Here is a 13,070-nt window from a genome sequence, read left to right as displayed (position 1 = left end):
TATCTGATGATGGTTTTGCGCTTTTGCACTTTTGCAAACTTGACATTAAGGTATTGGATATTTTAGTAAAATATCTCTATTATTATATAATATATATATTATATAATAATAGGTTTTGTATTATAGATTTCTAAAAACCTTTAAGTCAAGTTTGCAAAACCGCAAAACTGCAAAAGTTATTCCGCTTCTGGGATATCACTCCACTTGGTAGTGTAGCTTGGACTGCGGAAGTCGTGCTTGATGCTGTCACGGAAAATACCAGCTCGGCCTTTACCGTCTTTAGCCGTATATTGTTGCGCCCCCAGCACCACTGTCTCACTACCATTTATGCGATTGATACGGTCGATGGCTTCATCCAGCTTTCGCTTTTTCTCATATTTCTCCGAATCGTAGTCGATGAAATTGGTCTGTACAGCCGTATCAGGACAAATGCCCATCACGATTACACCTGCTCGCTTGTATTGATACCCCTGTCGGTATATCTGCTTGGTGCATCGCAGCGCACATTGCACGATATCCTGCGTGCTACTGCTGGGTGTCAACAGTCGTTCCTCGGCATAGTTCCAATATTGGGGTAGGTCTTCTCTGAAGTGATTTGTATCGATAAACACACTCACTATCGCCGCTGCAGATTGTTGCTTGCGTAGTTTCTCGGCACAATGGGCGGCAAAGTTGCTGATACTGGTTCGCAGCGTCTCAAAATCGTTCACCATCCCGGGGAAACTCCTGCTGGTACAGATGCTTTTCTTCTTGCTCATATCCTCCAGCAAAATGCAATCCTCGCCATTCAGTTCACGCCAGGTGCGCTCAACCACCACATTAAAGGTGGATCGAACCCAACTTCGACTTTGAGTTGCAAAATCATAGGCTGTCTTGATGCCTATAGCTTCAAGTCGCTTGGCATACTGTCGGCCTATACCCCAAACCTCGCTGATGGGATAAAGTTCCAAGGCCTTGTCGCGACGTGACACATGGTTGATATAGCAACAATGGTGGAATCCGGGGTATTTCTTGGCATAATGGCTGGCCATCTTAGCCAATGTCTTGGTAGAGGCGATGCCTATGCTTACCGGCATGCCCGTGCATTGTTTGATGCGCTGATGCATCTCTTCGCCCCATGCTTTCAGGTCGAGATGCTCTAACCCCTTGAGCATACAGAAACCTTCGTCGATGCTGTAACGATAGAATTCAGGCACCTCTTTTCGGATAAGCGACATCACTCTGTCGGTCATATCGATATACAGTTCGTAGTTCGATGAAAATACGGCTATCTCCTGTCCGGGGAAGAGCTCCTTCAACTGATAATAAGGTGTTCCAGCTTTGATGCCCATGGCCTTTGCTTCGTTTGAGCGCGCAACCACACAACCATCGTTGTTCGACAATACAACGACGGGCTTTCCGTTGAGATCGGGCCTGAATACACGCTCGCAACTCACGAAGCAATTATCGCAATCTATAATGGCAAACAATAGCTATTCCTCCAGTCTCTAATGGTAAAAATAACTTTGCCCCAGACGGTAAACTCGTCGGACGAATCGATGATAAACGGCTTGAAATCCTTATTGGCAGGCACCAGTCGGATAAAGCCCTGATCCTTGGTGGATGTATCGAGATACTTCACCGTAAAGCCACCGTTTACATACGCAGCTACGATATTGCCGTGTTCCATCTCCTCGGCTTTGTCCACCAGGCACAAGTCGCCATCAAAAATGCCGGCCTCCTTCATCGAGTCACCTTTCACACGTACATAAAACGTACTTTCGGGGTGCTTGATAAAGTCGCGATTAAAGTCCAACCTGTCAGCAGGATAGTCGCTGGTAATGGGAAATCCCGCAGCAATCGCATCGTACATCGGCAACTCCAGCTCGGTAGAAACATCCGCCTTTTTTATCTCTGGTTCATTCATATATTTATTATTTTGCTGCAAAATTACACTTTTTTTCGTATATCATGCAACTTTTCTACCTTTTCATACGTCTAAAAGTTGAAGACTTTTAAAAATTCAGAATATGAAACTATTAGGAAACATCATCTGGCTCATCTTCGGAGGCATTAACATCGCCCTCGAGTACTTTGTTGCAGGACTTATCCTGATGCTCACCATCGTAGGCATCCCGTTCGGTTTGCAAAGCTTCAAACTTGGCATACTTGCTTTGTGGCCATTCGGTGCAAAGGTAGAATGGATGCAGTCGCAACCAGGATGTTTGAGCACCTTTATGAACGTACTATGGTTCTTTGTTGGTGGCATATGGATTTTCCTCACACATATATTCTATGGGTTCATCCTCTGCATCACTATCATCGGTATCCCATTCGGAAAAATGCACTTCCGCCTGGCCAAATTAGCCCTCTCACCATTCGGCAGAGCAGTAATCTAGCAACAGATGAACGACGAAATACGACTGCAACGGCGTGCTCGGCTGATGGACAATCAGGTCTATCAGTCGATGCAATCATTTACCCGATATATGGATCGCTTCTATCTCGATGCGGTCATCGGGTTGATTCCGGGGTGGGGTGATGCTGTGGCCTTGCTCTGCGTGGTGCCATTCGTTTATTTCTCCATGTGTATCATCAAGAGTATTCCATTAACATTAGCCGTACTCAACAACGCGCTGAGGGACGTGCTCTTAGGGATGATTCCATTCTTTATCGGCGACGTGATAGATATCTTCCACCGCGCCAACATGAAAAACATGGCGATGATTCAGGGCTTTATCGACGGCGACGAAGCAATCATCAAACAAGTAAACCGCCGTGCGCTGCAATCCGCCATCGTCCTGCTTGTTCTCCTTCTGCTGATCGCCCTCATGATATGGGCACTCATATCCTTCGGCAGCTACCTCTATTCTTTGATAGCATCGATCTGAATATAAATCCCATGTTTTAGGTATTGCAAATGTCGGAGAATCACCGTACCTTTGCACCCACAATGTTTTAGCCAAAGTATCTACATGTTTGAATAACTGCCAAAAAGAAGAGCCTGTCGTGATGACAGGCTTTATTCATTTTCTATACAGATACTTCCAGATGTCAATAGCATCGTCGCTGAAGCGTAGTTTATCTACAGCATCACCGACAATACGCATGATTCGTTTTTTCGACACACCATTCCTTAGTGCCAGTTCCTCTACAGATACGCGCTTCATTTGCAGCCCAAAATAGGAACGGAGTATTTCTGATTCCTGACGGGTAAGATGTCGATCTATCATTGCTGCTATCTGTCCAAGTAGTTCACTACGTTCCACAGCAGAATCAGCATAGCTCTCACGACGCTCATCTTCAATATAGTTGAGCGTCCCGTAATTCTCCCACTGTTCATCAAGCGTGGTATGTATATTCTCCTCGTCAAATAGCTCCATTTGAAAATATATTTCCAATATAAAGGATATGTTGTTTTCTAAACGATTGAGTTACATACCTAACATCCTCGTCCATCGAGGCTACAAGCAGCACCTTCGTTCTGGGGACGTGGCTCCAAACCGACATCCTTCGAGTAGAGCGTTACTGTGCCATCTTCCAGTACGTAGCAGGGAATACCTAAGTCACCCACGGCCTTCGCTTCATCAAAAGCCGGATGTGTATCACGAAGCTTGATAAACTGCTTCAGGTTTCTGACATGCTTACCGATGTCGATCACTTCAAAATTAGGGTTTCCTTCTACTTGCTTCTCGACATAAGCACAGTCGGGACAAGTCTCCATTACATACATCTTAATCATAGCTTATCGTTTTTGAATGTTTGTTATTTGGGTACAAAATTACGAATTTCTTTTCAATTCCAAGAATTATTGGGTAAATTGTTGGTATTTCTCTTTTTTCTTTGTATCTAATTAAAGAGGGTGAGTTACAACGAGAAGTGGTATGTGCAAAATATGCACAGATCACTCAGAACTGCGTCAGTTGTGCATGTGGCATATCGAGTAAAGGTACATAAAAATTCTTAATTATCCTACATCTTAAATGAATATGTAGTTTTTGGGGGTACCCATTTTTTGTATTGTGCTGACTTATTTGTACCTTTGCGTCTGTTCTTCAATAGAACACGCTAACAAATTAACATTCTAAATTTATAATTATGACTATCAACCCCCAAACCGGAGCTAACTGGCTCCAACGCAAGGGAACCTTCTGTGTGAAGTGTTCCCGCTATGCAACCAAGTATCTAACCATCAAACAGAAAGGAGGTGTTTGGCTGTTATGAAACAAAAACAGACTTTGATGAATCTAGCTGATTTGATGGAGCATTGTAACATGCACGACCTTACCTGTGAACGGATTTTTGTGCATTGCAGCTTGTGTATGAACGAACTGGCCGATGATGCCATACGTGTTGTAAAGCGGCTATTGGATAAGTCGGCAATAAGAAGCTGTAGGATTCCACTGGTAATTGACTTTGACCGCATGACTGATGTGGACTACTGGCTGAAAAGCAAAATCTTTAGCGTGCCTCGTCAACCGCTTATCGAGCCACTGAAACAGAAGATTGTTACTCTGGTGAACATGCTGCAGGAGCTGCAAATTAAGATTTTGCAAGTGGATGTAGATTATGCTGAAAAAGTATTTAAGCGGATGGCAGCACGACTAGAGAAATCAACCCATACCCTTGATTATGAGTTATGGCGCATACGCCATCCGCATCCCACGATAAAACAGCTGATACAGCAGCAGGTGCAACTAACCGCTGACATGCTGATAAAAGGTGTTTTGTACTACGATGAGGATCCTAAAGGCGACGAGATAGCCGCGGTGAAGTTGGAGCTGGTAAAGAAGGACATCAAACATGGACAAGAGTTGCCAGGAAACTTTGTTGAGGAGTGTGCTAAACTGAAGCGGTATTCGTATTGGAAAGATGAACGCATGTTTATGATTGATTACCAACAAATATACACCTATCTTTTTTCGTATTGTTTCGAGAAGTTTACAAAGGAGCAGCGCATAGCCCTGTATGAGTACGACGTGCAGCTGAAAATGATTCACGAAGACATCATAAACTTGAAAGCAGAACAGAAAGACTTAGAGAAGCAAACATCCCATGCAAAGACACCGGATGAGGAGCTGTTTAAGTTTATTCATCCAACGATTAGTGATGAAGATGGGGTGGCGATTCATAATGAAGTGAAACGCTTAGTAAAACGACAAAGTGTACAAGTGATATGCGAGTATCTGCAGCAGATGGCTCGCGACAAGAAAATACTGCTGCCACACAACCCGTCGTCAGTATATGCCGAGTTGGTGAGGTTGGGTATGTCAACTGGTACAGGATTCAGTGAAAAACACTTTAGTAACCACTATTTAAGCAAATAACAAAGGGCAATTAAGGGCTTTCAAGGGAAATTAAGGGCAATCAGGGGATAGTAAGGGCAGGTGCTGCTTAAAACTATCCCCCGTACATTATTTGTATCTATCTTTGCATTCGGAATTAAGGATGAGGCGACAAGGAAAATGTAAAAATGGAAAAATTTAAAAATTAAACATTAATTATGGAAGCAACAGTAAGAATTTTGAATCAGAGCGGATTGAACACCCGCGAGTACACCGACAAGAAAACGGGTGAGCAGAAGGTGATCAACACAGTTGTGCTGAAGTTGACCGACGGTACCGACACTTTCCTGGGTGAGATTACAGGCGAGAGAGCGGTGAACTGTCCTAAGTTCGACCCTCAGCGTCAGTACAAGGTGCAATGCTCGATGGTGGTTCGTGAGTGGAACTCGCAGCAGACGGGTGATGCCATGCAGGCAACAACAATCTATGTGGATAAAATCGGCTTGATGTAAAATGGAAGACGTAAAGAAACGTAAGTGCATCAGAAGTTTCAAATCGAACACCCGAGTGTTTGATGATGATTCGATTGAGGTAACACCACAGGAGAAGGGAGCACCGGCTCAGAAGGATGTGAAGAAGGTGGGGAAGTCGAAGCGCTATCAGACTTCGGGTAAGAACCCGCTGACGTGTGTGGAATTGAAATGTCCCGAAGAAGTAGTTGATAAGGCTGCTTATTTCCGCAAGGAGCTGGCTAAGCTGACGAAGGACATCGAGATTGAGGAACCTACCTTGCCGAAAGGCGAGTATCTGGTAAACAACGACAACCTGAAGGTATGTCTTGTAAAAGGTGAGCATCCCCAGCTGATGGCCTGGCTCACATTCGAGGTTGAAGGAGCATTGAATGTAAGGAAGCAGTTGTACCAACTAACAAGTGAAATAGATAAATGTTTTGTTATCAACGAAGCTTCGGTTTACCAACCGAAATAGTTACAGCCGAACAGTTCTGGGCGCTCATCAGGGCGCCCAGAACTCAGGCTCTTGTTAAAGAGGCCCGAGAGGCGCTGGAACGAGGCGACAAGAATACCTACGATAAGAAAAAGAAAGCCTTGCCGTTTGTGATTTTCGTTGCCACGTACGATGATTCGGTTAAGATATTCGAAAACAAGCTTACTGGCGAGCAAACTGCCAAGATGGGCATGTGGAGAAAGCAGGAACGCTGTCGGCTGAACGGCTTGTGTGTGATTGACTATGACCATGTGGAGGGCGATGTGCGCCAGGTTTGGGAGGAAGCTTATGCCAAGCTATCTGACGAGGATAAGGCGAGGGTCCTGTTTGTGTACGTTACACCATCGGGGCATGGATTGAAGGTTGTGTTTATGGCTGATGCCAACGTAGGCAACCTGATTGACAACCAGATAGTGTTCTCTAAAAAGCTGGGGCTTAACCCCGATGAGGCTTGCAAGGATGCCTCAAGGGGTGCGTTCCTTACTACAAGTGAAGATATTATTTTTATTGACGAAGAAAAATTGATTACGTATGAAAACGAAGATTTTGGTAAGAAGTATAACGATGAGTACCATGCTGGTCGTAGCCAGCCTACTATTAACGTTGCTAAGAATAGTGCTGATAGCGCTGATATGGCCACTGTGGAAAGTGCTGGAGAAAACCAACCTGCTGTATCAGCTGGCGATGGAGACTACCTGCGGATTGCTGAGCTTCTGACGTACAATGGCATGCCGTTACTCTCGATAATCGCAGCATGGTGGAAAAAACGATCTACCAGCAGCGATGAGGTTTCGAGGCATGAAGCCAGCGTGGTGCTGGCTCGCGACTTGTATATCATGACTGATCGCGATAAGGCAAAGACATTGGCCCTGCTGATGGTACAGCCTTGGGTACAGGATATGATAGCAGAGCGCGGCGAGGATGTGAAGCGTACCGTGGATAATGCTGCCGATTACGTAACGGCGCAAGAAAACGAGAATGCCAAGAAAGGTAAGGCCTGGCTGCCAAAAATCTCAAAAGAGATGAAGGCGGTCTTAGAGCCTTCGGAACCAACTGTAAATTCTCCCGACGGGAGTGATGATGTTTATGCGCAGTTGCCGCTGGATAAGTGGGCTGAAGAGTTGCAGGAGATGGCCGATGTTTACCCTTGTATGAAGGAGCTGTTTGTGAATGTGCATCCCCATAAACTGCCAGCGGTATTGTTCTCATCGGCGGCGCTGTTCGGGACGTTGATGACGCGTGCCTGGTATCACTTCTGGTTTGCGCCTAAGATTGTTCGCAGGCTGAATTACTGCATCTTTATTATCGGTGATCCAGGTGCGGGAAAGCACATGATTGAGGAGTTTTACAAGCAGATTGCCGACCCGATGATTCAAGCCGATAGCTGTTTGATAGATGCTGTGAACCGCTACAAGGAGGGGCGCACGGAACGCACCACCAGCACCAAAGCCCAGAAGGGCGAGGCATTGAAACGACCTGCTGTAGGCATCCGCGTACACCCTGCACGTACGGCTACCGGTGAGTTTATCCGCCACATGAATGCCGCCATCGAAACGATAGATGGCAAGCCGCTGAACCTGCACATGTTCTCGTTTGACTCGGAACTTGACAACGTTACCAAAAATAATAAAGGTGGCGATTGGAAAGACCGTGAGATTCTGGAGCTGAAAGCCTTCCACAATGAGGAGGACGGACAGATGTACGCCAATCAGGAGAGCGTAACAGGTATGTTCAACGTGTACTGGAACTTTATCTACACCGGCACGCCTTATGCCCTGCATCGCAAGGTGAACCAGCGTAATTTTGGTACGGGTATGAGTACCCGACTGGCTGTGATTCCTTTGCCAGATAAAGGTAAGGTGGAGCGCTACCAAGAGGTGATTGAGGGTAGCGAAGAAACGTTGAAGAAGTGGGCCTACCGATTGGATAAGGTGGCTGGTGAGATACCCATAGAACCGCTGAACGACGAAACCTATGAGTGGCAGACCGATAAGATGGAGATAGCCGAATTTAATGGCGATAAGGCCGATCGCATGTTGCTAAAGCGTATTCCGTATTACGGCATCGGCATCTCGTTGCCCTTTATCCTGATGCGCCATTGGGACGAGTGGCAGGAGCACCACACACTATCCATGGATGAGACAGATAAGCGTTTCTGTCGTGTGGTGATGGACATTCAGTATCAGTCTCAGAAGTTCTTCTTTGGTGAAATGGCCTTCAACTATTTTGCCGATCAGAACAAGGAGTTTGTACAGCGCCGCCGCACCACGCGTTACGATGAATGTTTCCGCCAGTTGCCTGAGGAGTTTAATACGCAGCAGTTTAAGGACAGTTTTGGCACGAGTGATTCTGCCACATCGCGTGCTCTAAAGCGCTTGAAAGAGGATGGCGTAATCAAGAAAGTAAGTTATGGCGTGTATCGTAAAATTTTAAAAGAATTACCGTAAATATATAGGTAAAAGCACGAAAAATAACAATTTGTGGCAGAAATCGCAAAATTTCTGCCATTTTATTTGTTTATTTCGCAAAAATACTATACTTTTGCAGCCGTAAACAAATAAAACGAGAGAATTATGTCAATGTTGAATGCGTGGTTTTACGGTTATTATTTTTACTTTGCAGGACACTGTGAAGCGGGAAGTTGCGTGTAAAGTTCAACTTATGACAATGGAAGATAAAACAACAAGGTCCCGCTTCACAACCAAGTGATAGCGGGACTTGCTTTTTTAAAGTGTAAAAATTAGAAAATGTAAAAATTGAGATAATGAAGAGAATTGCAATACAAGGATTAATCGGGTCGTTCCACGATATCGCGGCGCACCTGTACTTCGAGGGAGAACAGATACAGTTGATTTGCTGCTCAACCTTCGAACAGGTGTTCCAGGAGATGCAGAAGGATCCTACCGCCATAGGCATGCTGGCTATCGAGAATACGATTGCGGGTAGTCTGCTGCACAACTACGAGCTGCTGCGTGATAGCGGTACTGCCATCGTAGGCGAGCATAAGCTGCACATCACCCACAGCATCTGCTGTTTGCCTGAGGACGATTGGGACACCATTACCGAGGTACACTCGCACCCCGTAGCCCTGATGCAGTGCCGCAACTTCCTGGCTCAGCACCCACAGCTTAAGAATGTGGAGGCCGAGGATACTGCCGGTAGTGCCAAGATGATAGCCGAGGGCAAGAAGCGCGGATGGGCTGCCATCTGTCATGCCGAGGCTGCCAAGCTGTACGGACTGAAGGTGCTTGAGGATCATATCGAGGACAACAAGCATAACTTTACCCGATTCCTGGTAGTGAGCAATCCTAACAAGGCCGATATGATGCGTCCGCTTACAGAGACTAATAAGAGCAGTATGGTTTTCTCGCTGCCTCACGAGCAGGGCTCGCTGGCACATGTACTGGCCATCCTGTCGTTCTATCACATTAACCTCACTAAGATTCAGAGTCTGCCCATCATCGGCAAGGAGTGGGAGTACCTGTTCTACGTAGATGTGATGTACGACGATCTGACACGATACCGTCAGGCGGTGGATGCCATCATCCCACTTACCAAGGCGCTGAAGATTCTGGGTGAGTACAAGGATGGGAAGCAAACCAATTAAGATTAAATATTAAACATTAAACATGAAACATTAAAGATTAAAATGATACAACCCGCAGATAGATTAAGTTTGGTGCAGGAGTACTACTTTAGTAGGAAACTGAAGGAGGTGGCGCAGATGAACGCCGAGGGTAAGGATATTATCTCATTGGCTATCGGTAGTCCCGACATGCCACCATCGGAGCGAACCATCGAAAAGCTGTGCGAGGTGGCTAAGCTGCCCGATGCACACGGCTATCAGATAACAGTAGGTACACCCGAACTGCGCGAGGCCATGGCTAACTTCTACAAGCGTTGGTACAACGTAGAGCTCGACTGGAAGACTGAGGTATTGCCTCTGATTGGTTCGAAAGAGGGTATTCTGCACGTAACCTTGGCCTTTGTAAACCCAGGCGACGAGGTGCTGGTGCCCAATCCCGGCTATCCTACCTACACATCGCTCAGCAAGATTCTGGGTGCCAAAATCGTGAACTACAATCTGCGTGAGGACAACGGTTGGCAGCCTGATTTCGACGAGCTGGAGAAGATGGATCTCTCGAAGGTGAAGCTGATGTGGACCAACTATCCCAATATGCCTACAGGCGGACGTGCCCGTATGGAAACCTACGAGCGACTGGTGAAGTTTGCCCAGGATCACAACATTGTGGTGGTGAACGATAACCCTTACTCGTTTATCCTGAGCGAGGAGCACATGAGCATTATGCAGGTGCCAGGCGCCAAGGACTGCTGTATTGAGTTCAACTCGATGTCGAAGAGTCATAACATGCCCGGTTGGCGTGTAGGTATGTGCTTGTCGAACCCACAGTTTATCCAGTGGATACTGAAGGTTCAGAGTAACATTGAGAGTGGAACCTTCCGTGGCATTCAGTTGGCTGCTGCCGAGGCGCTGAACAACAACGACGAGGCCTGGCATCGCGAGTTCAACATCGATAACTACAAGCGTCGCCGCCAGTGGGCCGAGAAGATTATGGATGTGCTGGGTTGTACCTACGATAAGAATCAGGTGGGTATGTTCCTGTGGGGAAAGATTCCCGCTGATATCCAGAACGTAGAGGACCTGACAGAGCGTGTGCTGCACGAGGCCCGCGTATTCATCACCCCAGGCTTTATCTTCGGTAGCAACGGCGAGCGCTACATCCGCATTTCGCTCTGTGCCAAGGAAGAGAAGATCAAAGCCGCCCTCGAGCGCATCGAGAAAATCGTAAAATAGTGAAATAGTAAAATAGAAAAATATAGTCATGGAATTAGAATTATCACCATTGAATTTACCAAGTGACAACGAACGTCCCTTTGTGATTGCAGGCCCTTGTAGTGCTGAAACCGAGGAACAAGTGATGACAACCGCTAAGCAGCTGGCTATGAAGGGCTGCCATAACTTCCGCGCTGGTGTGTGGAAGCCTCGTACCAAGCCCGGTGGCTTTGAGGGTCATGGCGAGCCCGCTCTGGTTTGGCTGGAGCAGGTGAAGAAGGAAACCAAGATGCTGGTTTCTACCGAGGTGGCTACTCCCGAGCACGTAGAGCTGTGCCTGAAGCACGGTGTAGATATCCTGTGGATTGGTGCCCGTACATCGGCTAACCCCTTTGCCATGCAGGCTATTGCCGACTCGCTGAAGGGCGTGGACATCCCCGTGTTTGTAAAGAACCCCGTGAACCCCGACCTGGAGCTCTGGATTGGTGCTTTGGAGCGTATCAATCAGGCTGGCATCAAGCGTCTTGGTGCTATCCATCGTGGTTTCTCAAGCTACGAACAAAAGATTTACCGTAACGCACCTATGTGGCAGATTCCTATCGAGTTACGTCGCCGTATTCCCGAACTGCCTATCATCAGCGACCCCTCGCATATCGGTGGACGTCGTGAGCTGGTAGCACCTCTGTGTCAGCAGGCTATGGACCTTGGTTTCGACGGTCTGATTGTGGAGAGCCACTGCGATCCTGATAAGGCCTGGAGCGATGCCAAGCAGCAGGTAACACCTGATGTACTCGACTACATCCTGAGCTTGTTGGTAATCCGCGACGAGAAGACCACTACCGAGGGTATCACCCAGTTGCGTAAGCAGATTGACGAGCTGGATAACCAGCTGATGGATCTGTTGGCTAAGCGCATGCGTGTGTGCCGTGAGATTGGTCAGTACAAGAAGGAGCACAACATGACAGTACTGCAGGCTAACCGCTACAACGAAATCCTGAATAAGCGTGGTGCCCAGGGCTCACTCTGTGGCATGGATCCCGAGTTCGTAGCGCACGTATTCGAGAATATCCACGAGGAGAGCGTTCGCCAGCAGATTGAGATTATCAATAAGTAGTTTTAAGGCACGGATTTCACGAATTAACGCGAATTATTGAATAATAAGCTAAAATTCGTGTAAATTCGCGTAATTCGTGCCAAAAGAAAAAAGCAATGAAAATATTAGTAATGGGCGCAGGAAAGATGGGATCGTTCTTCATCGACCTGCTGAGTTTCGACCACGAAGTGGCTGTGTTTGAGAGAGATGCCAAACGCATGCGATTTACATACAACTGTCAGCGTTTCACCACCTACGACGAGATTAAGGCCTTTGAGCCCGAACTGCTCATCAATGCGGTAACGCTGAAATATACCATCCCCGTGTTTAAAGAGGTGATACCTTACCTGCCTAAGGAGTGCATTATCAGCGATATCGCCAGCGTAAAGACCGATCTGAAGGACTTCTATGAGCAGACCGGTATGCGCTTTGTATCTACGCACCCTATGTTTGGTCCTACCTTCGCCAACCTGCAACAGCTGAGCGAGGAGAATGCCATCATTATCCAGGAGGGCGACTGCATGGGTCGTTGCTTCTTTAAGGAGCTGTATCGCAAGCTGGGTTTGAACATCTACGAGTATACCTTCGAGGAGCACGATAAAACGGTGGCTTACTCGCTGAGTATTCCATTTGTTTCAACGTTTGTGTTCGCTGCTGTGATGAAGCATCAGGATGCACCAGGTACCACCTTTAAGCGCCATATGCGTATTGCCAAGGGCGTGCTGAATGAGGACGACTACCTGCTGCAGGAAATCCTGTTCAACCCCTACACGCACGATCAGGTGGCACAGATTCGTACCGAGCTGAAGGAACTGCTGGAGATTATCGACCAGAAGGATGCCGCTGGTATGAAGGGCTATCTGACGAAGATTCGCAACAACGTCAAGAACGACATAGAGATTAAACGCTAACT

14 protein-coding genes are annotated in these 13,070 nt (G+C 46.9%); 10 read left to right on the top strand and 4 right to left on the bottom strand.

The genetic code is table 11. From position 1 onward, the window contains the following. Positions 1-176 precede the first annotated feature (176 nt). Together T499_RS0111965 and T499_RS0111960 are read right to left on the bottom strand one after the other, a co-directional pair. Positions 177-1,469: a Y-family DNA polymerase gene (locus tag T499_RS0111965; protein ID WP_033151161.1), complete on the bottom strand. Its 1,293-nt coding sequence runs from the start codon at positions 1,467-1,469 to the stop codon at positions 177-179. Continuing rightward, positions 1,454-1,906, bottom strand: coding sequence for a LexA family protein (locus T499_RS0111960; RefSeq protein WP_013065178.1), 453 nt, complete (start codon positions 1,904-1,906; stop codon positions 1,454-1,456). The genes T499_RS0111965 and T499_RS0111960 overlap by 16 nt, the downstream gene beginning before the upstream one ends. A gap of 103 nt (positions 1,907-2,009) precedes the next feature. Here T499_RS0111960 and T499_RS0111955 point away from each other — a divergent pair, with 103 nt between their 5' ends. Both T499_RS0111955 and T499_RS0111950 read left to right on the top strand, forming a co-directional pair. Continuing rightward, complete coding sequence (locus T499_RS0111955) at positions 2,010-2,378, top strand: YccF domain-containing protein (protein WP_033151160.1); 369 nt, start codon at positions 2,010-2,012, stop codon at positions 2,376-2,378. Positions 2,379-2,384: 6 nt separating this feature from the next. Then, the gene (locus tag T499_RS0111950; protein WP_033151159.1) at positions 2,385-2,870 is read left to right on the top strand and encodes a DUF4112 domain-containing protein; all 486 of its coding nucleotides are present in this window, start codon (positions 2,385-2,387) and stop codon (positions 2,868-2,870) included. A 135-nt stretch (positions 2,871-3,005) separates the two neighbouring features. Here the strand turns inward: T499_RS0111950 and T499_RS0111945 are convergent, their stop codons facing one another. Continuing rightward, positions 3,006-3,362: a sigma factor-like helix-turn-helix DNA-binding protein gene (locus tag T499_RS0111945; RefSeq protein ID WP_033151158.1), complete on the bottom strand. Its 357-nt coding sequence runs from the start codon at positions 3,360-3,362 to the stop codon at positions 3,006-3,008. Positions 3,363-3,421: 59 nt separating this feature from the next. Next, entirely contained in the window at positions 3,422-3,721 is a 300-nt protein-coding gene (locus T499_RS0111940) for a glutaredoxin (RefSeq protein WP_033151157.1), read from the bottom strand. A 496-nt stretch (positions 3,722-4,217) separates the two neighbouring features. Here T499_RS0111940 and T499_RS0111935 point away from each other — a divergent pair, with 496 nt between their 5' ends. The 8 genes from T499_RS0111935 (at position 4,218) to T499_RS0111900 (ending at position 13,068) form a co-directional block, all read left to right on the top strand. Beyond that, positions 4,218-5,306, top strand: coding sequence for a hypothetical protein (locus T499_RS0111935; RefSeq protein ID WP_198021303.1), 1,089 nt, complete (start codon positions 4,218-4,220; stop codon positions 5,304-5,306). A gap of 176 nt (positions 5,307-5,482) precedes the next feature. Further along, positions 5,483-5,776, top strand: a complete 294-nt coding sequence (locus tag T499_RS0111930) for a hypothetical protein (protein ID WP_139208820.1) — start codon at positions 5,483-5,485, stop codon at positions 5,774-5,776. 1 nt (position 5,777) lies between these two features. Continuing rightward, a complete protein-coding gene (locus tag T499_RS0111925) occupies positions 5,778-6,251 on the top strand; it encodes a hypothetical protein (RefSeq protein ID WP_033151154.1) in 474 nt (157 codons plus the stop codon). Then, a complete protein-coding gene (locus T499_RS0111920; protein WP_033151153.1) occupies positions 6,209-8,716 on the top strand; it encodes a BT4734/BF3469 family protein in 2,508 nt (835 codons plus the stop codon). The genes T499_RS0111925 and T499_RS0111920 overlap by 43 nt, the downstream gene beginning before the upstream one ends. 317 nt (positions 8,717-9,033) lie before the next feature. After that, positions 9,034-9,876: a prephenate dehydratase gene (locus tag T499_RS0111915; protein ID WP_033151152.1), complete on the top strand. Its 843-nt coding sequence runs from the start codon at positions 9,034-9,036 to the stop codon at positions 9,874-9,876. 42 nt (positions 9,877-9,918) lie between these two features. Next, positions 9,919-11,085 (top strand): pyridoxal phosphate-dependent aminotransferase, encoded by a 1,167-nt coding sequence (locus tag T499_RS0111910; protein ID WP_198021302.1) that lies wholly within the window; start codon positions 9,919-9,921, stop codon positions 11,083-11,085. 28 nt (positions 11,086-11,113) lie between these two features. Then, a complete protein-coding gene (locus T499_RS0111905) occupies positions 11,114-12,178 on the top strand; it encodes a bifunctional 3-deoxy-7-phosphoheptulonate synthase/chorismate mutase type II (protein WP_013064980.1) in 1,065 nt (354 codons plus the stop codon). Between the two features lie 95 nt (positions 12,179-12,273). Then, entirely contained in the window at positions 12,274-13,068 is a 795-nt protein-coding gene (locus T499_RS0111900) for a prephenate dehydrogenase (protein ID WP_013063524.1), read from the top strand. The last annotated feature ends 2 nt before the right edge of the window (positions 13,069-13,070 follow it).

The sequence above is a fragment of the Prevotella sp. RM4 genome (assembly GCF_000701965.1).
GTDB classification, from domain to species: domain Bacteria; phylum Bacteroidota; class Bacteroidia; order Bacteroidales; family Bacteroidaceae; genus Prevotella; species Prevotella ruminicola.
Note: the sequence above shows the minus strand (reverse complement) of the source record. Positions and strands in the feature narration are given on the sequence as shown.